The organism is Ruegeria halocynthiae (assembly GCF_000743705.1).
GTDB classification, from domain to species: Bacteria; Pseudomonadota; Alphaproteobacteria; order Rhodobacterales; family Rhodobacteraceae; genus Ruegeria; species Ruegeria halocynthiae_B.
This window is the reverse complement of sequence record NZ_JQEZ01000001.1, coordinates 779,511-802,925: the sequence shown is the minus strand read 5'-3', so window position 1 is coordinate 802,925 and position 23,415 is coordinate 779,511. Positions and strand designations below refer to the sequence as shown.

Below are 23,415 nucleotides of genomic sequence, written 5' to 3'. Positions count from 1 at the left end.
TCATGGGCGCAAGGACAAGGAAACTCAGCCAACTGGCCCTGACCGCGCGGGGCGGCGCAAACCCTGACATTACCGGGCTGACTGTTGACAGCCGTGAGGTTCAGGATGGGTTCCTGTTTGCAGCCCTTCCCGGCACCCGCGTGCATGGAGGCGCGTTCATCCAATATGCCTTGCGCATGGGTGCGGCCGCAATTTTGACCGACACCAAAGGCGCAGAGATTGCCGCCGATGAACTGGCTGCATCCGATGCAGCGCTGATCGTCGTCGAAGACCCAAGGCAGGCGCTGGCCGGGTGTGCCGCACTGTGGTTCGGCGCGCAGCCGCAGACCATCGTGGCTGTGACCGGCACCAACGGTAAAACATCCGTGGCTACCTTTGTGCGTCAAATCTGGTCCGAATTGGGCCATGTTGCCGTCAATCTTGGCACCACCGGGGTCGAAGGCGCATGGACCGCGCCGCTGGCCCATACCACGCCCGAACCTATCACTTTGCACCGCTGTCTGGCCGAGGCCGCCGAAAATGGCGTGACCCACGCCGCGATGGAGGCATCTTCGCATGGGCTGGAACAGCGCCGCCTAGACGGTGTGCATCTGACCGCCGCCGGGTTTTCGAACTTTACGCAGGACCATCTGGATTATCACGAAACGTTCGAATCGTATTTCGCCGCCAAGGCGGGCCTGTTTGACCGAGTTTTGCCGCAGGACGGCACGGTGGTGATCAACCTCAGCGATCCCAAGGGTGCGCAAGTTCGCATGATTGCCAGAGAACGCGGTCAATCGGTTCTGACTGTTGGGTTGGGCGATGCCGATCTGTGTCTTCTCAATCAGCGGTTTGATGCAACTGGACAGGATTTGCGGTTTTCTTGGCAAGACAAGGTGTTCCAGACCCGCCTGAACCTGATCGGAGGGTTTCAGGCCGAAAACGTCCTGCTTGCCTGCGGTCTGGTCATCGCTGCCGGGGATGAGCCTGAGCACGTGTTCGAGACCCTGCCGCGATTGACGACCGTCCGGGGGCGTATGCAACTGGCTGCCACGCGCGAAAACGGCGCGGCGGTATTTGTCGACTATGCGCATACGCCGGATGCTGTGGCCACGGCCCTCAGGGCGATGCGCCCGCATGTGATGGGCCGCCTTATCGCCATTGTCGGCGCAGGTGGTGATCGTGACGCCACCAAGCGTCCGCTGATGGGCAAAGCGGCGGCTGATAACGCTGATGTGGTCTTTGTCACCGATGACAACCCCCGCAGCGAAGACCCCGCCGCCATTCGCACTGCCGTCATGCTTGGCGCGCCCGAAGCGACCGAGGTCGGCGACCGGGCCGAAGCCATCCTGCGCGGTATCGACGCCCTGCAACCCGGTGACGCGCTGCTGATCGCGGGTAAAGGCCACGAAACCGGTCAGATTGTGGGCGATCAGGTATTGCCTTTTGACGATGTGGAACAGGCCAGCATCAGCGTGGCCGCACTGGACGGGAGGGTGGCATGACGCTCTGGACTGCGGCCGACGCCGCCAATGCCACGGGCGGACGCGCCACTACAGATTGGACAGCGAACGGCGTCTCCATCGACACGCGTACCTTGCAACCCGGTGATTTGTTCGTCGCCCTCAAGGTGGCGCGGGATGGGCATGATTTCGTGGCGCAGGCGCTGGAAAAAGGCGCGGGCGCGGCGCTGGTGTCCCATATTCCCGATGGTGTTGACGACACCGCGCCGTTGCTGATCGTCGATGACGTGCAGACGAGTCTTGAGGCGCTGGGGCAAGCCGCCCGCGCCCGCACCGATGCCAAAGTGGTTGGCGTAACGGGCAGTGTCGGCAAGACATCAACCAAGGAAATGTTGGCCACGATCCTTGCGAAGCAGGGCAGAACCCATGCCAGTGTTGCCAGCTATAACAACCAATGGGGCGTGCCGCTGACACTGGCCCGGATGCCGCGCGATACCGAATTCGCCGTGATCGAGATCGGCATGAATCACCCCGGAGAGATTGCGCCTCTGACGATACAGACGCGCCCGCATGTGGCGCTGGTGACCACCGTCGCGGCCGTGCATCTTGAAGCATTCGCATCGGTGGCTGGCATCGCACAGGAAAAGGCCGCGATTTTTGATGGGTTGGTCACAGGCGGCGTGGCTATCGTCAACGCCGATATCGAACACGCCGATATATTACGCAGCTGCGCGCTGAGCAAAGGCGCGAAGACGGTCGAATTCGGCCGCAAGGGTGCGGATTTTGTGCTGACCGATGTGACGCAGCACCCCGACTCGGTTCACGCGGTGGTGACGGTTACGGGTAAACCTCTGTCTTACACCGTGCAATCCGCCGGCACGCATTTTGCCATGAACGCGCTGGGGGCTTTGGCTGCTTGTGTTGAATTGGGTGTCGATCTGGATCAGGCGATTGCCGGTTTGGGACAATGGTCGCCAGTCAAAGGGCGCGGTGTACGGGAACAGATTGCCTTGGCGGATGGTGGGCAGATTGAACTGCTGGACGACAGCTACAACGCCAATCCGACGTCGATGGAGGCGTCGCTGGATGTTCTGGCCGCGTCCCAGGGCGCGCGCCGGGTCGCATTCCTGGGTGATATGAAAGAGATGGGCCCGCAAGAGATCGCCATGCACGCCACGATGGCGGATGTTGCGGCGATGGCGCGGGTTGATCATGTGCATTGCATCGGTCCGCTGATGAAGGCGCTGCACGATGCACTGCCTGACGAAAAGCGCGGGCTGTGGTTTGAAACCAGCACCGAAATGGCCAAACACCTGCCGGAGCTGATCCGCGCGGGCGATACGGTTCTGGCCAAGGGCTCGCTGAGCATGGTGCTGTCGCATATTGTTGACGGTCTGCGGAAAATGGGGCAATTGGGCGCGCTTGACCCATGATCGCCGCGTAAGAGAGGTATTGTAATGCTCTATTGGTTGGCCGCCCTGTCGGATGGCGGGGATTTCTGGAACCTCTTCCGGTATATCACGTTTCGTGCGGGCGGGGCCTTTCTGACGGCGCTGATCTTTGGATTTATCTTTGGTAAACCCCTGATCAACGTGCTGCGGCGCAAACAGGGTAAAGGCCAGCCGATAAGGGACGACGGCCCCGAGGGGCATTTTTCCAAGGCGGGAACGCCGACCATGGGCGGGTTGCTGATCGTGGGCGCGCTGATGACGTCAACGCTGGTTTGGGCGCGATGGGACAACCCGTATGTCTGGATGGTGCTGTTCGTGACGCTGGCCTATGCCGCGATCGGCTTTGCGGATGATTATGCCAAGGTCTCAAAGCAAAACACCAAGGGCGTGTCAGGCAAGATGCGGCTGGCGCTGGGGGTGATTATCGCGGTTCTGGCCTCGCTTTGGGCAACGTTGCACCACCCCGAGGCATTGCAGAACCAGCTGGCTGTGCCGGTGTTCAAGGATACGCTGGTCAATCTTGGCGTCTTCTACATTCCCTTTGCCATTGTGGTGATCGTGGGATCGGCGAACGCCGTGAACCTGACCGATGGTCTGGACGGTCTGGCGATCATGCCTGCCATGATTGCGGCCTCGACGCTGGGGATCATCGCTTATGCGGTGGGCCGGGTCGACTTTACTGAATATCTGGACGTACACTATGTGCCCGGTACGGGTGAGATTTTCATCTTTACCTCGGCGCTGTTTGGCGCGGGTTTGGGTTTCCTGTGGTATAACGCGCCGCCTGCGGCCGTGTTCATGGGGGACACAGGTTCGCTGGCTTTGGGCGGTGCGCTGGGGGCGATTGCGGTGGCGACCAAGCACGAACTGGTGTTGGCGGTCGTCGGCGGCCTGTTCGTGGTCGAGGCGCTGAGCGTGATCATTCAGGTGCTGTATTTCAAACGCACCGGGCGCCGCGTGTTCCTGATGGCCCCGATCCACCACCACTATGAGAAAAAGGGCTGGGCGGAGCCGACAATCGTAATTCGGTTCTGGATCATCTCGCTGATTCTGGCGATGGTCGGACTGGCAACGCTGAAGGTCCGGTAACTCTCCCGCCAGGTTCGGTAGACCTGCGGTCCACCTGCCACCTGTTGGGCCCAGCTCGCGCTGCCGCGCGAGCCTGTTGCAGCCCTTGCCAATGGGGATTTCTTCGGTGCAGTGTGTCGGCGAATTCAATGTCAAAATAAGGTGGGTGGCATGATCCCGGTCAAGGGCTTTTCAGGGCAGAAGGTTGCGGTTCTGGGGCTGGGTCGGTCCGGATTGGCAGCGGCGCGTGCGCTGCGGGCGGGAAAGGCAGAGCCCATCTGTTGGGATGACAACTCCGCCGCCCGCGAAAAGGCCGAGGCCGAAGGGTTTACCTGTGCCGATCTGCGCCGCCATGGGGCGTTTGACGAAATCGCATCGCTGATAGTCTCGCCCGGCATTCCGCATCTTTATCCTGAACCGAACCCAATTGTTGCAGCCGCGCTGGAGGCGGGCGTGCCGGTGGACAACGATATCGGCCTGTTTTTCCGGTCCTTCGCCGGGGCGGAATGGAGCAACTATGACACCCCGCCGCGCGTTATTGCCGTGACCGGGTCGAACGGCAAATCCACCACGGCGGCCCTGATCCACCACATCCTGTCCGAAGCCGGGCGCGAGGCGCAGCTGGCCGGTAACATCGGCCGCGGGGTGCTGGATATTGAGCCGGGCGGGGATGGTTCGGTCGTGGTGCTTGAGCTGTCCAGCTATCAGACCGAACTGGCCCGTGCGCTGACACCGGATGTTGCGGTGTTCACCAACCTCTCTCCGGATCATCTGGATCGCCATGGCGGGATGGGCGGGTACTTTGCCGCCAAACGCCGCCTGTTTGCCGAAGGCGGCCCGGATCGCGCCATTATCGGCGTGGATGAGGACGAAGGTCGTTTTCTGGCAGGTCAGCTTTCCGAAGGTCCCGCCGATGACCGGGTCATCCGTATCTCGGTCGCGCGCAAACTGACCGGACCGGGCTGGCAGGTGTTTGCGCGCAAGGGGTTTCTGTCGGAATACCGCAAGGGTCGGCAGGCCGGCGCGATTGACCTGCGCGAGATCAAGGGCCTGCCCGGCGCGCATAACCACCAGAACGCGTGCGCGGCATACGCAGCCTGTCGCGCGCTGGGGCTGGCACCGCGCATCATCGAGGATGCGCTGCACAGCTATCCCGGCCTGCCGCACCGCAGCCAGATCATCGCCGAAGCAGATGGAGTGACCTATGTGAATGACTCCAAGGCCACCAACGTCGACAGTGCGCTCAAGGCGCTGAGCGCGTTCAAAAAGATACGCTGGATCTGCGGTGGGCTTGAGAAAGATGGCGGCTTGGCGGCGCTGAACGGGGCAGGGGACCGGGTGGTCCGGGCCTATGTCATCGGGCGCGAGGCGGCAGGTTTTGCCATGCAGCTTGACGCCGACGCGCAGGTCTGCACCTCTATGGCGGAAGCTGTCGAACAGGCCATGGCGGATGCCCGGCCGGGCGAAACCGTCCTGTTGGCGCCAGCCGCGGCCAGTTTCGACCAGTATGACAACTTTGAACAACGCGGAGAGGACTTCGTGGCGCAAGTTCAGCAGCGGCTGACACGCTAGTCATTTGCAATAGACCGCCGGTTGGACGAGGCTAAGAAGCTATCAGCTTGACGTTCCGCGATAATTGGTTTTGCTGTCCGAGAAATTTAACACGAGGTTACAACTATGTCTTACCGGAAGTTTTCCATGATCCTGCCCGCCATTCTTGTGGTTGGTGCCTGCACAAACACCGGTGCCAACTATCAGCCGATCGTCGACGGCCCGATTGGCCCGAACTACAACGTAGACCTGCAGCAATGTCAGCAGCTGGCTGCATCGCAGGCCAGCGTCGATGGCACCACCGCCGGGAACGCGGCTATTGGCGCGGCGGGTGCGGCGGCTGTCACCGGGATCGTTCAGGACAGCAGTGACAATCTGGGTCGCGCGGCCATCGCCGGTGCGCTGGTCGGGGCCGGTGCGGATGTGATCAACAAGAACCAGAACAAGGAAGTTCTGGTTCGCAACTGTATGCGCGGACGTGGCTACAACGTCGTAGGCTAAGCTTTGGTCGCGATTGCAACTCCGGCGGCGTGACCCGAGGACCACGCCCACTGGAAGTTGTAACCGCCCAGCCAGCCGGTGACATCCACCGCTTCGCCAATCGCATAGAGGCCGGGGACATCCCTGGCCTCCATCGTTTTGGACGACAGATCATCGGTGTCGATGCCACCCAATGTGACCTCGGCAGTGCGATAGCCTTCGGTGCCGGATGGGGTCAGGGGCCAGTCGGACAGGGCCGCGATCAGCTCGGTCAGCGCGGCGTCGGATTGATCTGCAAGATTGCCCTGCATCGGGATATAATGGCGCAGGAAATCGACCAGCCGTGCGGGCAGGTGGCGGGACAACTCGGTGGCCAACGCCTTGCGCCCTCCGGCTTGTCGCTGATCGCGCAGCAGATCGAACAGGGGCAGGTCGGGGATCAGGTTGACCCGGATCGCCTCACCCTCGCGCCAGTAAGATGACAGTTGCAGCACCGACGGCCCGCTGAGGCCGCGATGGGTGAACAACAGCGCCTCGTCAAAACTGGTGCGGTCGTTCGACAGCCGCGCGGGCACAGAGACGCCGGATAAATCTTTGAACTTCCCGTCCGAAAACGTGAACGGCACCAGCGCCGCGCGGGTTTCAGTCAGGGTCAGACCGAACTGACGCGCGATGTCATATGCCAGACCGGTCGCGCCCATCTTGGGGATCGACTTGCCGCCGGTGGCCAGAACCAGATTAGCGCAGGTCAGGCTGATGCGCTGCCCCTCGCGTTCGACCTCTAACGCAAAGCCGCTCTCGGTCTTGCGCAAGTCCTGAACCGAGGTCTGCACCCACAGCTCTGCCCCGGCGCGATCTATCTCGGTCAAAAGCATCTGGATGATCTGTTTCGACGACCCGTCGCAGAACAACTGCCCCAGCGTCTTTTCATGCCATGCGATGCCGTGTCGCCCGACCAGGTCAATGAAATCCCATTGCGTATACCGCGCCAGCGCCGATTTGCAGAAATGCGGGTTCTGCGACAGGAAATTGCCCGGCCCTGCATACATGTTGGTGAAATTGCAGCGGCCACCGCCCGAGATACGGATTTTCTCGCCTGCAGCCTTGGCGTGGTCGATCACGAGCGCGCGCCCACCACAATGGGCCGCACACATCAGACCGGCGGCCCCGGCGCCAAGGATGATCGTGTCATAGGTCATGTGCCGCGCATGGCGTGGATTGAGGACGAAGGCAAGTGGAAGCCGGATCCGAAACAGAACCTTCCTTGTATTTCGGGTTTGATCTCAACCTAACTTGAGGAATTACAAGGTACATGCGGCACCATTTAAACGCGGTGATTTGGGAAAGGGCAGATATGGATTTGAAGAAATACCGTGAAAGGATCGGTTATTCAGGGCCATTGCGCCCGGACCGCGCAACGCTGGACGCCCTTATTAAAGCGCAGTTGCGGATGGTTGCCTTCGAAAACCTTGACCAACAGATGGGTGTGCCGGTTTCGAACAGTCTGATCAGCACCTATGACAAAGTGGTGCTGCGACGGCGTGGCGGATGGTGTTTTGAGCTGAACACTCTTTTCCAATGGGCGTTGCGCAAAATCGGGTTCGAGGTGTCTGCGCTGGCAGGTTTTGTTGGCCAGGATAAACCCACCAAGAACCAGAAGCCCGATCACATGCTGCTGAAAGTCGATTGCGATGGGCCGTTGCTTGTCGATGTGGGTTTTGGCGGCGGCATGTCCGCTTCGGTGCCGCTGTTACCGGGGGCGATCCTGCAACAGCCATACAGGATCGCTCTCACCAACGAACGCGGCGGGTTTATTCGATACTCAGAAAGGTTGAGTGACACTGAAACCGGCTTTTGGTTCACGCTTGAAAATGTAGAAGCAAGCGTTTTTGAACCCGCCAGTCGAAATCTGCAAACAGATCCGAATTCTCCTTTCCTACGCACGCTTACGGCACAACGGCGCTATCCCGGAAAACATGTTATTCTGCGCGGTCTGGTAAAAAAGACAATTGATGCCGAAAGTATTCATGAGGAAATTCTGTCCTCCTCGCAGGCACTCGTGGATTGTTTGAAGGGTGATTTCGATCTTACCGTGCCAGAGATTGCCGCCTGTTGGACTAAACTCAAGCAGCGCCATCAGGACCTTTTCACAGGCTAAGTCGCGCGGCGACAGCCAGGTTGCCAATTTTTCAGGCGGATTGTCCCGGTTCCCCTCATTCCCCTAGCCCAAAAGCAAAAACCGCTGTAGAGTCTCAATCAGACCCCGAAAACGGGGCGTGAACGAGGCAGATAGTGGCGGTATCTCATGACTGAGATGGTGTATGGCGCGGTCCAGGACCAGCGCGGTGAACCGATTCTACCAAAGTGGTGGCGGACGATTGATCGTTGGACGATGTCCTGCGTTCTGATCCTGTTTGTCATCGGGTTGTTGCTGGGGCTGGCCTCGTCGCCGCCGCTGGCCGGGCGCAACGGGTTCGATCCGTTCCACTACGTCGAACGGCAGGCGCTGTTTGGCGGGCTGGCGCTGGTGGCGATGCTGCTGACCTCGATGATGTCGCCCACATTGGTGCGACGTCTGGCAGTGCTGGGCTTTGTGGCGTCCTTTGTGGCGTTGGCGTTTCTGCCTGTCTTTGGCACCGATTTCGGCAAAGGGGCGGTGCGCTGGTATTCGCTGGGCTTTGCCTCGCTGCAACCATCCGAGTTTCTGAAGCCCGGCTTTGTGGTTGCCGCCGCGTGGCTGCTGGCCGCGTCGCAGCAGATCAACGGCCCGCCGGGGCGGCTGTGGTCATTCGCGCTGTGCATGGCCATTGTTGGTATGCTGGTGATGCAACCCGATTTCGGTCAGGCCTGTCTGATCCTGTTTGGCTGGGGCGTGATGTATTTCGTGGCGGGCGCACCGATGCTGTTGCTGGTTGGCATGGCGGGTGCGGTCGTGATGGGGGGTATGTTTGCCTATTCCAATTCGGAACATTTTGCCCGCCGTATTGACGGCTTTCTGAACCAAGAGGTCGATCCGACCACTCAGCTTGGTTACGCAACGAATGCCATCCGCGAAGGTGGTCTGTTCGGCGTTGGCGTGGGCGAGGGGCAGGTGAAGTGGTCACTGCCCGACGCGCATACAGATTTCATCATTGCAGTGGCGGCCGAGGAATACGGGTTGATCCTGGTGCTGATCATCATCGCGCTATATTCAATCATCGTGGTGCGTTCGCTGCTGCGGCTGATGCGGGAACGCGACATGTTCATCCGTCTGGCCGGCACCGGTCTGGCCTGCATGTTCGGCGTGCAAGCGATGATCAACATGGGCGTCGCCGTGCGCCTGTTGCCTGCCAAGGGAATGACCCTGCCGTTTGTCAGCTATGGCGGTTCGTCGCTGATCGCGGGGGGTATTGCAGTTGGCATGCTTTTGGCCTTTACCCGCACCCGCCCACAGGGCGAATTAGGTGATATTCTGCGCGGACGAGGATAATGGGCAAACCCTATTTGTTGATTGCGGCTGGCGGCACCGGGGGCCACATGTTCCCGGCGCAGGCACTGGCCGAGGCGATGCTGCACAATGGCTGGCGCGTGCGCCTGTCCACCGACGCACGCGGCGCGCGCTATACTGGTGGCTTTCCGCATTCGACCGAGATTGTCGAGGCCTCCTCGGCCACTTTCGCGCGCGGCGGTCTGATGGCCAAGGCGATGGCCGGACCCAAGATTGCGGGCGGCGTCAGCAATATGGCCTTTCAGATGTTGCGCGACCGGCCCGACGTGGTGGTGGGGTTTGGGGGCTATCCTTCGATCCCGGCTTTGGGCGCGGCAACGATGCTGAAAATCCCGCGCATGATCCATGAACAGAACGGGATATTGGGCCGGGTGAACCAGTTGTTCGCGACCCGTGTATCTCAGGTGGCTTGCGGTATCTGGCCGACTGACCTGCCCGAAGGCGCCAGCGGTACCCACACCGGCAACCCGGTGCGCGCAGCCGTTCTGGAACGCACCGCTGCCCCCTATATCCCACCCGGCGATTATCCAATGTCGATCCTGGTGATGGGCGGAAGCCAGGGCGCGCGCATCCTAAGCGACATGGTGCCGGGCGCGATTGCGGCCTTGCCCGACAACCTGCGGAGCCATATCCGCGTGGCCCATCAGGCGCGCGACGAAGACGCCGAGCGGGTTACCGGTTTTTACGCCGATCACGGGATTCTGGCCGAGGTCAAACCCTTCTTTCAGGACGTCCCCCGCCGCATGTCCGAGGCACAGCTGGTCATTTCGCGATCCGGCGCGTCCAGCGTGGCCGATATCTCAGTCATTGGGCGGCCGTCGATCCTGATCCCGTTTGCCGCTGCCGCAGGGGACCATCAGACCGCCAATGCGCGCGGATTGGTACAGGCCGGGGGCGCGATCATGATCCCCGAAAACGTTCTTGACGTTGCTGCCCTGGCACAGCAAATCACCTCAGTTCTGACCAACCCCCAAGCCGCACAAAAGATGGCCCATGCCGCCCTCTCGACCGGTGCCCCCGACGCGACCGAGCGTCTGGTGCATCTTGTTGAACAGCTGGCGCAGAAGGAGACCGCATGAATCCCGCAACCAAACTGCCGCAAGACGTAGGGCCGATCCACTTTGTCGGGATCGGCGGGATCGGGATGTCAGGGATTGCCGAGGTGCTGCTGAATCTGGGCTATCGCGTGCAGGGGTCAGATTTGAAGGCATCCAAGATCACCGACCGTCTGGCCGATCTGGGTGCCGAGATATTTGTTGGCCAACGCGCCGAGAACCTTGAAAACGCCGCCGTGGTTGTCACGTCGACGGCAATCAAACCGGGCAACCCTGAGCTGGATGAGGCCCGCGCGCAGGGCCTGCCGGTGGTGCGCCGCGCCGATATGCTGGCCGAGCTGATGCGCCTGAAATCCAACATCGCCATTGCCGGTACTCACGGCAAGACCACCACAACCACCATGATGGCGGAATTGATGGTGGCGGGTGATTTCGATCCGACCGTGATCAATGGCGGCATCATCCACGCCTATGGCTCGAATGCGCGGATGGGGCAGGGCGAATGGATGGTGGTTGAGGCCGACGAATCCGACGGCTCATTCAACCGTCTGCCCGCGACCATCGCCATCGTCACCAATATCGACCCCGAGCATATGGAGCATTGGGGCGATTTCGACAAACTGCGCGACGGGTTCCACGAATTCGTGTCGAACCTGCCGTTCTACGGCCTGGCCGTCTGCTGCACCGACCATACCGAGGTGCAGGCGCTGGTGGGCCGCATCACCGACCGCCGCGTGCGCACCTATGGGTTCAACGCGCAGGCCGATGTGCGGGCGGTGAACCTGACCTACAAAGCGGGCGTCGCGCATTTCGACATCCACCTGCAATACGAAGATACGGTGATCGAGGGATGCACCCTGCCGATGCCGGGCGACCACAACGTCTCGAACGCGCTGAGCGCAGTGGCCGTTGCCCGTCATCTGGGTATGAAAGCCTCGGAAATTCGCGAGGCGCTGGCCAATTTCGGCGGCGTGAACCGACGTTTCACCAAAGTGGGTGAGGTCGACGGCGTCACCATCATCGACGATTACGGCCACCACCCGGTTGAAATCACCGCCGTTCTGAAGGCCGCCCGTCAGGCGACCGAAGGTCGCGTCATTGCCGTGCATCAGCCACATCGCTATTCGCGCCTGTCGAACCTGTTTGATGATTTCTGCACCTGCTTCAACGATGCCGACGTTGTGGCCATCGCCGATATCTTTGCCGCCGGAGAAGACCCGATCGAAGGTGCCGGGCGGGATGATCTGGTGCAGGGCCTGATCCGCCACGGCCACCGTCACGCCCGCGCCCTGCTGGATGAAAACGATCTGGAGCGTCTGGTCCGCGAACAGGCCCGCCCTGGCGATATGGTTGTCTGCCTGGGGGCCGGGACAATCAGTGCCTGGGCCAATGACCTGCCGGGTCGGTTGCAGGGGTAACGCCACGTTTGGCGCAGTCGCCGTTTTACCGAACAACTTTAGGGTGTAGTATCACCTCGTGAAATTCTGAATCTCTCCGGAGGGGAGAATGTATTTGTCTGTAATCCTGTCCGCGCTTTGGGTGATTTGCGCCACCATTGTGGCCTTTCTTCCCATGCGGTTACAATTTCCACCCGGCATTCTGCTGGTGATCTGTATGCCGGTCCTGGTCTTTTGGCTGGGGTATGACTTTGGCTGGTTCCTTTCGGTTCTGGCCTTTACGGCCTTTGTTTCGATGTTCCGTAACCCGATCCACTATTACTGGTGCAAATGGACCGGACGCGAGGTGCCCGAATGAACCTCTCCATCGCATTGGCCGCCATGTGGGGCATTGCCGCCAACGTGCTGGCCATGATCCCCAGCAAGGACAACCTCTGGACCCGGGCCTATTTCCTGATCGCGGTGGGCATTCCCATTCTTGGTTACGTGACTTTTCAGAACGGCCCATGGATTGGTCTGATCGTGCTGGCCGCAGGCATGTCGGTGCTGCGCTGGCCGGTGATTTATCTGACCCGTTGGACAAAGTCGAAAATGAAAGGCATGAAGGCGGTCGACAAATAGTTGCTCAAGCTGCAGGAGGTCCACCATGGCGGACATCGCAACATTCACTTATCTACCGCTGACCACGCTTGTTTTCGGGATACTGGCGGGCTTTGTTGCCGGGCGCTGGATTGGGCTACGCGGGCTGCTGTGGCTGATCGGATTGGCATCCGTCGTTGCTCTGGCGTTGATCGTACGACTGGCGACTGTCGGGGCGGGTGAAGAACAGCAGGCTTTTGTCCCCTTTGTCTGGCTCACCGGTGGTGTTCTGCCGTTCCTGTTCGCCGTAATCATGGGCGGTGTCGGCGGGCGCAGTCTGGCGGCCCGGGCAAACGCATGAGCGTACTGCCTGCGACGCGGGGGCGATTGTCGCCAGACCGGATCTTGTCTGATCTTACATGGCTGCGTGTCGGTGGGCCGGCAGATTATCTGTTTCAACCCGTCGATATCGAAGACCTGCAAGCCTTTTTGACGGAATTGCCTGATCGCGTTCCCGTTTTCCCGATGGGCGTCGGTTCGAACCTGATCGTCCGCGATGGGGGATTGCGTGCCGTGGTGATCCGGCTGGGGCGTGGGTTCAACGGTATTTCGGTCGATGGCGACACAGTTACCGCAGGGGCTGCGGCGCTGGATGCGCATGTGGCGCGCAAGGCGGCAGATGCAGGGGTGGATCTGACGTTCCTGCGGACTATTCCGGGCTCTATCGGTGGCGCGGTGCGGATGAATGCGGGGTGTTATGGCAGCTACACCGCAGATGTGCTGCAAAAGGCCACCATCGTCACCCGGCAGGGAGAGATTGTTGACCTGACCGCTGATGAGTTGAACTTTCGCTATCGTCAGTCGGACCTGCCCGAGGGGGCTGTGCTGATCTCGGCCACGCTGAAAGGGCCAGCAGGCGACCCGCAAGACCTGCACGCCCGCATGGATGCGCAGTTGAAAAAGCGTGATGAGACGCAGCCGACCAAAGTCCGCAGTGCCGGATCGACCTTTCGCAATCCGGCCGGGTTCTCTTCGACCGGGCAGGCGGATGATGTGCATGACCTCAAGGCGTGGAAGGTGATCGACGACGCAGGCATGCGCGGTGCCACACGGGGTGGCGCGCAGATGAGCCCGAAGCACTCGAATTTCCTGATCAACACCGGCGACGCCACCGCTGCCGACCTCGAAGGTCTGGGTGAAGAGGTGCGAAAAAAGGTTTACGAAACAAGCGGCATCACGCTAGAGTGGGAAATCATGCGGGTCGGTGATCCGCTGAAATAATAAAGCCCCGGCCGTCAGACCAATAACAGGCAAATTCAGGCGACGGATCAAAGGCATAACGCAGTACGGACCACCACATAAGGTCCGGGGACATTGAGGCGCACGAACGTGGGTATGTCGAGCAGGACAAACCCCAAAGTGGCGGTATTGATGGGCGGCCCCTCGGCTGAACGCGAGGTGTCTCTCAGCAGCGGGCGCGAATGCGCAGCCGCCCTAAGGGGAGAAGGCTTTGAAGTGGTCGAGCTGGACGCAGGTCCCGACCTTTGCGCACGCCTATTGGATATCAAACCGGATGTGGTTTTCAACGCCCTGCATGGCCGCTGGGGCGAAGATGGCTGTGTTCAGGGTCTGCTGGAATGGATGCGCATTCCTTACACGCATTCCGGCGTTCTGGCCTCGGCCCTTGCGATGGACAAACAGCGCAGCAAAGAGGCGTTTCGCGTCGTGGGTCTGCCCATCGCCGAAAGTGTGATCGTACCCAAGGTCGATGTGATGGCCGATCATGTCATGGCCGCGCCTTATGTGGTCAAACCCAACAACGAAGGCTCCAGCGTCGGTATTTATCTGGTGCAGGAGGGGGCGAATGGCCCCCCGCAATTGTCCGATGACATGCCCGAACAGGTGATGGTCGAGCAATATATCGCAGGCCGCGAACTGACCGTGACCGTAATGGGCGACCGCGCCCTGACGGTAACCGAGATCATGACCGATGGTTGGTACGATTACGACGCCAAGTACAAGCCCGGCGGCTCCTGGCATGTCCTGCCCGCCGAGATTCCGTCTGAAATTTCCGATCTGTGCCTGGATTATGCCCTGCGTGCCCATAACGTGCTGGGTTGCAAGGGCGTCAGCCGCACAGATTTCCGCTGGGATGACAGCAAGGGGGCCGATGGGCTGATCCTGCTGGAAGCCAATACACAACCGGGCATGACGCCAACCTCATTGGTGCCGGAACAGGGTGAATACCGGGGCATGACCTTTGGTCAGCTCTGCGCTTGGATGGTGGAGGATGCCTCATGCGACCGCTGAGAGCCACCCGCGCGCCAGTGATTCACCGCGCCAAGCCATTGGCCGGGCCGGATGCCGATTTCGCCTCGGGCGGGCAGCCCGAAGCCGAACCCAAACTCCGGCTGAGCGGGATAAAGCTGTTCGGCCGCAAATCGCAACGTTTCGATCCGGCACCGTCACGGTTGAGCTATCGGATGCAGCGTTGGATGTTGACGCGAGGTGTTCGGCGGGGCCTGAAATTCGGGCTGCCGGTTTTTGCAGTATTCGCCGCCGTTGGCGTCTATTTCGGATCCGAAGATCGGCGCGAGGCGGTGACCGCCTATGTGCTGGATATCAAGACATCGATTCAACAGCGCCCGGAATTTATGGTCAACCTGATGGCAATTGACGGCGCGGGCACCAGCCTGTCCGAAGATATCCGCGAGGTGCTGCCGCTGGATTTCCCAATCAGCTCCTGGGATATGGATGTGGAGCAGATGCGCGATACGATCACCGGGCTTGATCCGGTCAAATCGGCCACCGTGCGCGTACGCCCTGGTGGCGTCCTGCAAGTGGATGTGGTCGAGCGGCAGCCCGCCATCGTCTGGCGCACCCGCCGTGGGATCGAATTGCTGGATGAGACCGGGGCGCATGTGGAACGGATCGCCTCGCGCAAGGATCACGCCAACCTGCCGCTGATCGCGGGCAGGGGGGCGGACCGCCACGTGGATGAGGCACTGCGCCTTCTGGCCACAGCCCGCAGTCTGGGCGGACGGGTGCGCGGGCTTGTCCGCATCGGCGAACGCCGCTGGGATCTGGTTCTGGATCGGGGGCAGCGCATTATGTTGCCGACCGAACGCCCGGTACGCGCGCTTGAACATGTGCTGGCGGTGAACGAGGTGCAGGACCTTCTGGACCGCGACGTGGCCGCAGTGGATATGCGTCTGGGCCAACGCCCGACCATCAGAATGACCAAAGCCGCCAGCGAAGACTGGTGGAATACAAAAGTGACAGTGGGTAACGGGCAGTAACGAATATGATGACCGATCTTTATCAGTCCCAGCGGGCCATGCGGCAGATGCGCAGACAAGCGATGCAGCGGGGTGTCGTGGCCATTCTGGATGTCGGCAGTTCCAAGATTGCCTGCCTGGTGTTGCGGTTCGACGGAACCGGCCGCCTGAGCGAGGATAACAGCATCGGGTCACTGGCCGGTCAGACTGGCTTCCGCGTCATTGGCGCGGCGACCACGCGATCACGGGGCGTGCAATTCGGCGAAGTCACCGCCATGCAGGAAACCGAACGCGCCATCCGCACCGCCCTGCAAGCGGCGCAAAAGATGGCCGATATCCGCGTGGATCACGTGATTGCCAGCTTCTCGGGCGCGAACCCACGGTCGTATGGCCTGGACGCGCAGGTTGATCTGGAAGGCCAGGTCGTGACTGAGGCCGAGGTGGGCCGCGTTCTGAATGCCTGCGACGTGCCCGATTATGGGGCAGGGCGCGAGGTGCTGCACGCGCAGCCGGTGAACTTTGCACTGGATAACCGCTCTGGCCTGATCGACCCGCGTGGCCAGATGGGCCAGTCGCTGACGGTGGACATGCACATGCTGACGGTGGATGCCGTGGCGATTCAGAACATCGTGCGCTGCATTAAGCGCTGCGATCTGGAACTGGCAGGGATTGCCAACTCAGCCTACGTGTCTGGGATTTCGGCGCTGGTCGAGGATGAACAGGAACTGGGCGCAGCTTGTATCGACATGGGCGGCGGCACGACCAGCGTGTCGATTTTTATGAAAAAGCACATGATTTACGCCGATAGCGTGCGCATGGGCGGCGATCATGTGACCAGCGATATTTCGATGGGGTTGGGCGTTCCGGCAAATGTGGCCGAGCGGATCAAAACCTTCAACGGCGGCGTTCATGCCACCGGCGCAGACGACCGCGACATGATTGATATCGGTGGCGATACCGGCGACTGGGAACACGACCGCCGCACCGTCAGCCGGGCCGAGCTGATCGGCATCATGCGCCCCCGCGTCGAGGAGATTCTGGAAGAGGTCCGCGTCCGTCTGGATGCAGCCGGGTTCGAACATATGCCCAGCCAGCAGATCGTTCTGACCGGTGGCGGCAGTCAGATCATGGGTCTGGACGGGCTGGCCACACGTATCCTGGGTCAACGCGTGCGCCTGGGCCGCCCGCTGCGTGTGCATGGCCTGCCGCAATCGGCAACAGGGCCGGGGTTCTCGTCCGCTGTCGGTCTTAGCCTGTTTGCTGCGCATCCGCAGGATGAATGGTGGGATTTTGAGATTCCGGTCGACACCTATGCCGCACGCCCGTTCAAACGTGCAGTGCGTTGGTTCCGTGATAACTGGTAGGATACTGGGTTGGGGCGCGACGCTGTGCTGTGTGATGCCACTTGCTGCGCACGCCCAGACCCGGATCACGCCCGAGGCTTTTCTGGCTGCCGTTCAGGGCAAGACCGTCAGTTTCCACGAAGTTCCCAGTGGCTATCCGGTAGGCGTCGAAGAATTCCTTAGCCCGACACTGTCGGTCTGGCGCGCGGAAGGGCGCGGTTGTGTTTACGGTCGGATCACCACGCCCAACGGGCAGGTGTGTTTCCTGTATGAGGACGCGACGGATGGTCTTCCGACGTGTTGGTGGCCGTTCCTGCACGAGGGCCGTCTGTTGGTGCGGCTGGCCACATTCACCCGTGGCGAAATTCAAGAAGCGCGCAGCATCACCGAAAGCAGTTTGAATTGCCCAAGTGCCCCAATTGGCTAAAGAAACGGGTTGCAGCCTGCGCCTTTATCCCGCAAGATATCCACAAGGCCCGTCAGAGGCCCTGCGGCAGGACCAGAGCAGTTTTCCGCATCTTGAAAACCGGCAACCCTTCTCGTGACGTGCGTGTCAGCTGCGGCGCACCGGTCGCTTGTTTTGTGGTGGTTTGAGTTCTTTCCGCAACATCTGGCAATCTTTGCGAAATACCGCAGAGAACTGCCTTATTTCCTCCATATTTTGTGGTTTCGCGTGATTTTTGGCGTGACGTTTGCGGTTTCGAACGGTAGGATTGTAGGTGGATAGGTAAGAAAAACACCGCTTTGGCGGGTCAAAAAAACAGGCGGACAGAGCATGACATTGAATCTTTCGATGCCCGGGCACGACGAACTAAAGCCTCGGATAACGGTATTTGGCGTTGGCGGCGCGGGCGGCAACGCTGTAAACAACATGATTGAAAAAGAGTTGGACGGCGTCGATTTCGTGGTCGCCAACACTGACGCGCAGGCACTGCAGCAAAGCCAGTCTTCGGCGCGAGTGCAGTTGGGCGTGAAAGTCACCGAAGGCTTGGGCGCGGGCGCACGCCCGACCGTAGGCGCAGCCGCTGCCGAAGAAAGCATCGAACAGATCGTTGATCATCTTGCGGGCGCGCATATGTGCTTTATCACCGCTGGCATGGGCGGTGGCACCGGAACGGGCGCGGCCCCGATCATCGCGCAGGCAGCGCGTGAATTGGGCGTGCTGACCGTGGGCGTCGTGACCAAACCCTTTCAGTTCGAAGGTGCCAAGCGGATGCGTCAGGCCGAAGACGGCGTTGAATCGCTGCAAAAGGTCGTCGACACGCTGATCATCATTCCGAACCAGAACCTGTTCCGTCTGGCCAACGAAAAGACCACCTTTACCGAGGCATTCTCGATGGCTGATGACGTGCTGTATCAAGGCGTCAAAGGCGTGACCGACCTGATGGTGCGCCCGGGCCTGATCAACCTCGACTTTGCCGATGTTCGCGCCGTCATGGACGAGATGGGCAAAGCCATGATGGGTACAGGCGAGGCAACCGGCGAAGACCGGGCCGTGCAAGCCGCCGAGAAGGCGATTGCCAACCCGCTGCTGGACGAAATCAGCCTCAGAGGTGCCAAGGGCGTGTTGATCAACATCACCGGCAGCCACGACCTGACCTTGTTCGAACTGGACGAGGCCGCTAACCGCATCCGCGAGGAAGTGGACCCCGAGGCCAACATCATCGTCGGTTCGACGCTGGACACAGTCATGGAAGGCGGTATGCGCGTTTCGGTGGTGGCCACAGGTATCGACGCCAGCGAAAAGCAAGAGGACGTGCCAGTTGCGCGCCGCTCTATGTCGGCCCCGCTGACCCGCACCATTGCGGCAGAAGATCAGGCGCATGAAGAAGCCCCTGCCGTAGCAGCCGAACATGTCGAACCTGCGCCGCAGCCCGTTGCGCAGTCTGAGCCAAGCCGCGAACCCTCGTTGTTTGAGGCCGCCGAGGAACCTGCGCAAACGCATTTCCAACCTCAGGCCCAGCAAAACGATGACGGTCTGCCACCCCCCGCCTACCAGCCGCGCGTTGCTGAATTCGAACCGACACCCGAGCCGGTTGAAACTGCGCCGGAAAGCTTTGTTGCCCCTCAGCCAGCACATGCAGGTACGCCTTCACCCGAAGCGTTGCAGCGTTTGCAGGCCGCCGTACAGAATGTCCCCTCGGCCCAGCAGCGTCTGTCTGCGACCCGGCCTGCGGCTCCGCAGCCGGCCCCTGAACCGCAGGCAGATGCCCAGGATCGACCGCGTTTCGGCTTTAACCGGCTGATCGACCGGATGACTGGCCACGCGGCTGACACCCCGGCCCAACCGGCCCAACCGGTCCGCCATCAGCCCGCGATGCGCCAATCTGACGCGACCGCACCTGCACATGAAGAGGCCGACCCCGAGCAGGATAAGATCGAAATTCCGGCCTTCCTGCGCCGTCAGGCCAACTGATCGCGGTAACAAAATGAATGTAGGGGGTCGCCTTTTGGCGGCCCTTTTTTCTTTTTGAACAAAGCTTTACCCGGATGTAAGCAGGCTTTTGCCGATCTGTTACATTCATGTTTCATTCAGTTGCAAAGAGTGAGTTGAGCCTTGCGCCGGGCTTCCTTAACTGAGTGTCCAACACGGCCCTTAAAGGTCGGACACCACTCACCGAGGTTCACCTTGCAACATACGCTCAAATCTCCGGTCACGTTCACAGGCATCGGGCTGCACAGCGGCAAGCCTGCGACGATGGTCCTGAAACCGGCAGCCGCCGGTCACGGAATCTGGTTCAAGCGGACGGATATTGAGCTGGGCAATGCCCTTATTCCTGCAATCTACGACGTGGTCGACCGGACGCCCCTGTGCACCCGTCTGGTGAATGACGCAAAGGTGAAGGTTTCGACGGTCGAACATATCATGGCAGCCCTTGCCGGATGTGGTGTGCATAACGCACTGATCGAGATTGACGGCCCCGAAGTTCCGATCATGGATGGTTCGTCGATTGAATTCGTGCGCGGCATCATGGCCCGGGGCGTACGCCGTCAGGCCAGCCCGGTTCTGGCTTACGAAGTGCTCAAGCCTGTGACCGCATCGCGCGAAGGCGCCAGTGCTTCGATCGCTCCTGCGGACGGGCTGATCATCGACTTCCACATCGACTTTGAAGACAACGCCATCGGCAATCAGACCAAAACGCTGGACATGCGCAACGGTTCGTTCGTGCGCGAGCTCAGCGATTGCCGCACATTCTGCCGTCGCACAGACGTTGAAGCGATGCGCGAAAATGGTCTGGCCCTGGGCGGTACGCTGGAAAACGCCGTCGTTGTTCAGGGTGATGAAGTCCTGACGCCGGGTGGGTTCCGCCACACGGATGAGGCCGTGCGCCACAAGATGCTGGACGCGCTGGGGGATCTGTATCTGGCCGGTGGACCGATTCTGGGCCACTTTACCGGTGACAAGTCCGGTCACGCGATGACCAACACCCTTCTGCGCAAGCTGTTCGAAACACCTGGCGCGGTTCGTCCGGTCCTGTGTACACCGGAACAGGCCATGCGCCTGCCGGGGCAGGGCCTTGTTCTGGACGAAATCCCCGAAGTTGCCTGATTAGATCAACTCTGACGACAATTCCGCCAGCGGGCGCATAAGACGTTTTGCACCGGAATTTTATGTGCTAGACCAAGGCCCAATCCGGGGTGCGCCCCGTCAAGCAATACGACAAGGATAGGCGGAATGGTTGGCACCAAAGCGGCAGTCAGATTCGCATGCACGATTCTTCTGGCAGCAACTTTGACGGCATGCGCAAATAAAGGCGCTGACCGCAATCAGAACCTTGATGGGTTCACTCCAGAACAGATTTTTACGCGTGGCGAGTTTGAGCTTTCACAGAATCGCTCGGAAGATGCGGCGTGGTATTTTTCAGAAGTTGAACGTCTGTACCCCTATTCCGATTGGGCCAAACGCGCGTTGATCATGCAGGCGTTTTCTTTCCATGCAGACGAAAACTATGAAGAAAGCCGGGCTGCCGCGCAGCGGTATATCGACTTTTACCCAACGGATGAAGATGCGGCCTATGCGCAGTATCTTCTGGCGCTCAGCTATTATGACCAGATTGATGAGGTCGGGCGCGATCAGGGCCTGACATTTCAGGCGTTGCAAGCGTTGCGCACCGTGATCGAGGTTTATCCTGACAGCGAATACGCGACCTCTGCGGTTCTGAAGTTCGATCTGGCCTTCGACCATCTGGCTGGCAAAGAGATGGAGATCGGGCGCTACTACCTGCGTCAGGATCACTATACTGCCGCGATCAACCGATTCCGTGTTGTGGTCGAAGATTTCCAGACCACGACTCATACAGCCGAGGCGCTGTATCGTTTGATCGAAGCCTACCTGTCGCTGGGTCTGGTGGATGAGGCACAGTCGGCCGGGGCTATTCTGGGCTATAACTACCAATCAACCGAATGGTACGATGCGGGTTACGCGCTGCTGACCTCGCGCGGTCTGGCTCTCAAGAGCCGTGGCAACAACTGGCTCAGCACGATCTACCGTCAGACCCTCAAAGGTGAGTGGTTGTAATCGCCATGGTTGATGGCGTGGGACGCTAGGACCCGATGCTGCGCGCCCTTGATATCCGCGACATGCTGATCATTGACCGGCTGGAACTGACGTTTCAGCCGGGCTTGAACGCGTTGACCGGTGAAACCGGCGCGGGCAAGTCGATCCTTCTGGATTCGCTGGGCTTTGTGCTGGGCTGGCGCGGGCGGGCCGAATTGGTCCGTCAGGGGGCCGCTCAGGGCGAGGTGGTGGCCGAGTTCGAGCTGCCCGAAGATCACGCAGCCCACGCGATTCTGGCCGAGGCCGGTCTGCCCGGGGGCGGGGAGTTGATCCTGCGCCGCGTCAACACAGCCGAGGGGCGCAAGACCGCTTGGGTCAATGACCGTCGCTGCTCGGGCGAGGTGCTGCGCGCGCTGTCGGAAACTTTGGTAGAGCTGCACGGCCAGCACGACGACCGGGGGCTGCTGAACCCGCGCGGACACCGTGCGATGCTGGATGAATACGCCGGGGCAGGGAAACACCTTGCAGCCGTGCGGGCCGCATGGACGGATATGTCACGTGCGCGCAAGGCGCTGGCGGAAACTGAATCTGCCCTTGCCGTGATGCGGGCCGAGGAAGAATTCCTGCGCCACGCCGTTTCAGAGCTGGATCAGTTGGACCCGCAACCGGGTGAGGACGCCGATCTGGATGCCCGCCGCCGCATGATGCAGGGCGCGGAACGGATTCGCGACGACGTCGCCCGCGCCTTTGCCTTGCTGGGCGGTGACGGGGCCGAAGGGGCGATGTCTGACGCCGTGCGCTGGCTGGAAGGGGTTTCCGACAATGCCGGAGGTCAGCTTGAAGCCCCGGTCGCCGCACTTGGCCGTGCCCTGATCGAATTGGGTGAGGCGCAGGATGGCGTGCAAACCTGCCTTCAGGCGCTGGATTTCAACCCGGCAGAACTGGAAGCGGCCGAGGAACGCCTGTTCGCCATCCGTGCACTGGCCCGCAAACATGACGTGGCCCCGGACGATCTGGGCACGTTTGCCGACACGCTGCGGGACCGGCTGAACAAGCTTGAGGCAGGCGATGCCGATCTGGCCGACCAGCGTGCTGCCGTGGACGCCGCGCAGGTGGCCTTTGATACCGCTGCGGCCCAGCTCAGCACCCTGCGCCAACAGGCCGCCGGACAGTTGGACACGGCCGTCATGGCCGAGTTGGCGCCGCTGAAAATGGAACGTGCGGTGTTTCAGACCGAAATCACCGCCACCGAGCCGGGCCCCGAAGGTACCGATGCGGTGGCCTTTACTGTTGCGACCAATCCGGGCGCGCCTTCGGGTCCGCTGAACAAGATCGCCTCGGGTGGGGAACTCAGCCGCTTTCTGCTGGCGCTCAAGGTCTGTCTGACCGGAGATGACAGCGCCCGCACGATGATCTTTGATGAAATCGACCGTGGGGTGGGCGGTGCCACAGCGGATGCTGTCGGGCGACGTCTGGCGTCGCTGGCACAGGGCGGACAGGTCTTGGTGGTAACGCATTCCCCTCAGGTGGCTGCCCGTGCGGCACATCACTGGCGGGTGCAGAAACAGGTCACGGACGGCCAGACCCTGTCCACAGTTATCCCGCTGGCCGACCCGGACCGCGTGGATGAGATTGCGCGCATGGTCGCCGGTGACACCATTACGGACGAGGCCCGCGCCGCCGCCCGGGCGCTTCTGGGGGCGTGACCCGCTCACAGACGCGCGATCCGGCTTTTATCTGTGCGCCCCGTGGCTTACAAAAGGGTATGACATGATCCCCGAGGGCC

The 23,415-nt window shown here is 60.8% G+C and carries 22 protein-coding genes; 21 read left to right on the top strand and 1 reads right to left on the bottom strand.

The window, feature by feature from the left end:
- The first annotated feature begins 2 nt into the window (after window positions 1–2).
- The 5 genes from JT51_RS03880 to JT51_RS03860 all read left to right on the top strand — a co-directional run bounded on the left by JT51_RS03880 (window position 3) and on the right by JT51_RS03860 (window position 6,013).
- The gene (locus tag JT51_RS03880) at window positions 3–1,484 is read left to right on the top strand and encodes a UDP-N-acetylmuramoyl-L-alanyl-D-glutamate--2,6-diaminopimelate ligase (RefSeq protein ID WP_037308037.1); all 1,482 of its coding nucleotides are present in this window, start codon (window positions 3–5) and stop codon (window positions 1,482–1,484) included.
- Complete coding sequence (locus JT51_RS03875) at window positions 1,481–2,875, top strand: UDP-N-acetylmuramoyl-tripeptide--D-alanyl-D-alanine ligase (protein ID WP_037308035.1); 1,395 nt, start codon at window positions 1,481–1,483, stop codon at window positions 2,873–2,875. Before JT51_RS03880 ends, JT51_RS03875 begins: the two co-directional genes overlap by 4 nt.
- A gap of 24 nt (window positions 2,876–2,899) precedes the next feature.
- On the top strand, window positions 2,900–3,982 hold the full coding sequence (gene mraY, locus JT51_RS03870; RefSeq protein WP_037308032.1) for a phospho-N-acetylmuramoyl-pentapeptide-transferase: 1,083 nt from the start codon (window positions 2,900–2,902) through the stop codon (window positions 3,980–3,982).
- 150 nt (window positions 3,983–4,132) lie between these two features.
- Window positions 4,133–5,533, top strand: a complete 1,401-nt coding sequence (murD, locus tag JT51_RS03865) for a UDP-N-acetylmuramoyl-L-alanine--D-glutamate ligase (RefSeq protein WP_037308029.1) — start codon at window positions 4,133–4,135, stop codon at window positions 5,531–5,533.
- 105 nt (window positions 5,534–5,638) lie between these two features.
- Window positions 5,639–6,013 (top strand): glycine zipper family protein, encoded by a 375-nt coding sequence (locus tag JT51_RS03860; RefSeq protein ID WP_051927399.1) that lies wholly within the window; start codon window positions 5,639–5,641, stop codon window positions 6,011–6,013.
- Here JT51_RS03860 and JT51_RS03855 read toward each other — a convergent pair.
- Complete coding sequence (locus JT51_RS03855; RefSeq protein WP_037308028.1) at window positions 6,010–7,191, bottom strand: NAD(P)/FAD-dependent oxidoreductase; 1,182 nt, start codon at window positions 7,189–7,191, stop codon at window positions 6,010–6,012. The genes JT51_RS03860 and JT51_RS03855 overlap by 4 nt on opposite strands.
- 155 nt (window positions 7,192–7,346) lie before the next feature.
- On the opposite strand from JT51_RS03855, the gene JT51_RS21140 reads away from it, so the two are divergent.
- From JT51_RS21140 to recN, 16 genes are all read left to right on the top strand, one after another.
- Window positions 7,347–8,150, top strand: coding sequence for an arylamine N-acetyltransferase family protein (locus tag JT51_RS21140; RefSeq protein ID WP_051927398.1), 804 nt, complete (start codon window positions 7,347–7,349; stop codon window positions 8,148–8,150).
- Window positions 8,151–8,297: 147 nt separating this feature from the next.
- The gene (ftsW, locus tag JT51_RS03845) at window positions 8,298–9,461 is read left to right on the top strand and encodes a putative lipid II flippase FtsW (protein ID WP_037308027.1); all 1,164 of its coding nucleotides are present in this window, start codon (window positions 8,298–8,300) and stop codon (window positions 9,459–9,461) included.
- Complete coding sequence (locus tag JT51_RS03840; protein WP_037308026.1) at window positions 9,461–10,558, top strand: UDP-N-acetylglucosamine--N-acetylmuramyl-(pentapeptide) pyrophosphoryl-undecaprenol N-acetylglucosamine transferase; 1,098 nt, start codon at window positions 9,461–9,463, stop codon at window positions 10,556–10,558. Before ftsW ends, JT51_RS03840 begins: the two co-directional genes overlap by 1 nt.
- Window positions 10,555–11,952 (top strand): UDP-N-acetylmuramate--L-alanine ligase, encoded by a 1,398-nt coding sequence (gene murC / locus JT51_RS03835; protein WP_037308024.1) that lies wholly within the window; start codon window positions 10,555–10,557, stop codon window positions 11,950–11,952. Before JT51_RS03840 ends, murC begins: the two co-directional genes overlap by 4 nt.
- An 88-nt stretch (window positions 11,953–12,040) precedes the next feature.
- Window positions 12,041–12,289, top strand: a complete 249-nt coding sequence (locus tag JT51_RS03830) for a DUF2484 family protein (RefSeq protein ID WP_051927397.1) — start codon at window positions 12,041–12,043, stop codon at window positions 12,287–12,289.
- The gene (locus JT51_RS03825) at window positions 12,286–12,552 is read left to right on the top strand and encodes a DUF2484 family protein (protein ID WP_037308021.1); all 267 of its coding nucleotides are present in this window, start codon (window positions 12,286–12,288) and stop codon (window positions 12,550–12,552) included. The genes JT51_RS03830 and JT51_RS03825 overlap by 4 nt, the downstream gene beginning before the upstream one ends.
- Window positions 12,553–12,577: 25 nt before the next feature.
- Complete coding sequence (locus tag JT51_RS03820; RefSeq protein WP_037308018.1) at window positions 12,578–12,871, top strand: hypothetical protein; 294 nt, start codon at window positions 12,578–12,580, stop codon at window positions 12,869–12,871.
- A complete protein-coding gene (gene murB, locus JT51_RS03815) occupies window positions 12,868–13,791 on the top strand; it encodes a UDP-N-acetylmuramate dehydrogenase (protein ID WP_037308014.1) in 924 nt (307 codons plus the stop codon). The genes JT51_RS03820 and murB overlap by 4 nt, the downstream gene beginning before the upstream one ends.
- A 114-nt stretch (window positions 13,792–13,905) precedes the next feature.
- The gene (locus JT51_RS03810) at window positions 13,906–14,820 is read left to right on the top strand and encodes a D-alanine--D-alanine ligase (RefSeq protein ID WP_037308012.1); all 915 of its coding nucleotides are present in this window, start codon (window positions 13,906–13,908) and stop codon (window positions 14,818–14,820) included.
- A complete protein-coding gene (locus JT51_RS03805) occupies window positions 14,808–15,809 on the top strand; it encodes a cell division protein FtsQ/DivIB (protein WP_081894588.1) in 1,002 nt (333 codons plus the stop codon). Before JT51_RS03810 ends, JT51_RS03805 begins: the two co-directional genes overlap by 13 nt.
- An 8-nt stretch (window positions 15,810–15,817) precedes the next feature.
- A complete protein-coding gene (ftsA, locus tag JT51_RS03800) occupies window positions 15,818–17,152 on the top strand; it encodes a cell division protein FtsA (RefSeq protein ID WP_037308009.1) in 1,335 nt (444 codons plus the stop codon).
- Window positions 17,153–17,186: 34 nt separating this feature from the next.
- The gene (locus tag JT51_RS03795) at window positions 17,187–17,558 is read left to right on the top strand and encodes a hypothetical protein (protein ID WP_037308006.1); all 372 of its coding nucleotides are present in this window, start codon (window positions 17,187–17,189) and stop codon (window positions 17,556–17,558) included.
- Between the two features lie 348 nt (window positions 17,559–17,906).
- The gene (ftsZ, locus tag JT51_RS03790; RefSeq protein ID WP_037308003.1) at window positions 17,907–19,547 is read left to right on the top strand and encodes a cell division protein FtsZ; all 1,641 of its coding nucleotides are present in this window, start codon (window positions 17,907–17,909) and stop codon (window positions 19,545–19,547) included.
- A gap of 213 nt (window positions 19,548–19,760) precedes the next feature.
- Entirely contained in the window at window positions 19,761–20,681 is a 921-nt protein-coding gene (gene lpxC / locus JT51_RS03785) for a UDP-3-O-acyl-N-acetylglucosamine deacetylase (RefSeq protein WP_037308000.1), read from the top strand.
- A gap of 126 nt (window positions 20,682–20,807) precedes the next feature.
- Window positions 20,808–21,650 (top strand): outer membrane protein assembly factor BamD, encoded by an 843-nt coding sequence (locus JT51_RS03780; protein ID WP_037307998.1) that lies wholly within the window; start codon window positions 20,808–20,810, stop codon window positions 21,648–21,650.
- Between the two features lie 35 nt (window positions 21,651–21,685).
- Window positions 21,686–23,335, top strand: coding sequence for a DNA repair protein RecN (recN, locus tag JT51_RS03775; RefSeq protein WP_037307994.1), 1,650 nt, complete (start codon window positions 21,686–21,688; stop codon window positions 23,333–23,335).
- Window positions 23,336–23,415: the final 80 nt, after the last annotated feature.

Coding starts and splice junctions, on each gene's coding strand:
- JT51_RS03880 (WP_037308037.1), top strand. CDS start 3: ATGGGCGCAAGGACAAGGAAACTCAGCCAACTGGCCCTGACCGCGCGG.
- JT51_RS03875 (WP_037308035.1), top strand. CDS start 1,481: ATGACGCTCTGGACTGCGGCCGACGCCGCCAATGCCACGGGCGGACGC.
- mraY (WP_037308032.1), top strand. CDS start 2,900: ATGCTCTATTGGTTGGCCGCCCTGTCGGATGGCGGGGATTTCTGGAAC.
- murD (WP_037308029.1), top strand. CDS start 4,133: ATGATCCCGGTCAAGGGCTTTTCAGGGCAGAAGGTTGCGGTTCTGGGG.
- JT51_RS03860 (WP_051927399.1), top strand. CDS start 5,639: ATGTCTTACCGGAAGTTTTCCATGATCCTGCCCGCCATTCTTGTGGTT.
- JT51_RS03855 (WP_037308028.1), bottom strand. CDS start 7,191: ATGACCTATGACACGATCATCCTTGGCGCCGGGGCCGCCGGTCTGATG.
- JT51_RS21140 (WP_051927398.1), top strand. CDS start 7,347: ATGGATTTGAAGAAATACCGTGAAAGGATCGGTTATTCAGGGCCATTG.
- ftsW (WP_037308027.1), top strand. CDS start 8,298: ATGACTGAGATGGTGTATGGCGCGGTCCAGGACCAGCGCGGTGAACCG.
- JT51_RS03840 (WP_037308026.1), top strand. CDS start 9,461: ATGGGCAAACCCTATTTGTTGATTGCGGCTGGCGGCACCGGGGGCCAC.
- murC (WP_037308024.1), top strand. CDS start 10,555: ATGAATCCCGCAACCAAACTGCCGCAAGACGTAGGGCCGATCCACTTT.
- JT51_RS03830 (WP_051927397.1), top strand. CDS start 12,041: ATGTATTTGTCTGTAATCCTGTCCGCGCTTTGGGTGATTTGCGCCACC.
- JT51_RS03825 (WP_037308021.1), top strand. CDS start 12,286: ATGAACCTCTCCATCGCATTGGCCGCCATGTGGGGCATTGCCGCCAAC.
- JT51_RS03820 (WP_037308018.1), top strand. CDS start 12,578: ATGGCGGACATCGCAACATTCACTTATCTACCGCTGACCACGCTTGTT.
- murB (WP_037308014.1), top strand. CDS start 12,868: ATGAGCGTACTGCCTGCGACGCGGGGGCGATTGTCGCCAGACCGGATC.
- JT51_RS03810 (WP_037308012.1), top strand. CDS start 13,906: ATGTCGAGCAGGACAAACCCCAAAGTGGCGGTATTGATGGGCGGCCCC.
- JT51_RS03805 (WP_081894588.1), top strand. CDS start 14,808: ATGCGACCGCTGAGAGCCACCCGCGCGCCAGTGATTCACCGCGCCAAG.
- ftsA (WP_037308009.1), top strand. CDS start 15,818: ATGACCGATCTTTATCAGTCCCAGCGGGCCATGCGGCAGATGCGCAGA.
- JT51_RS03795 (WP_037308006.1), top strand. CDS start 17,187: ATGCCACTTGCTGCGCACGCCCAGACCCGGATCACGCCCGAGGCTTTT.
- ftsZ (WP_037308003.1), top strand. CDS start 17,907: ATGACATTGAATCTTTCGATGCCCGGGCACGACGAACTAAAGCCTCGG.
- JT51_RS03780 (WP_037307998.1), top strand. CDS start 20,808: ATGGTTGGCACCAAAGCGGCAGTCAGATTCGCATGCACGATTCTTCTG.
- recN (WP_037307994.1), top strand. CDS start 21,686: ATGCTGCGCGCCCTTGATATCCGCGACATGCTGATCATTGACCGGCTG.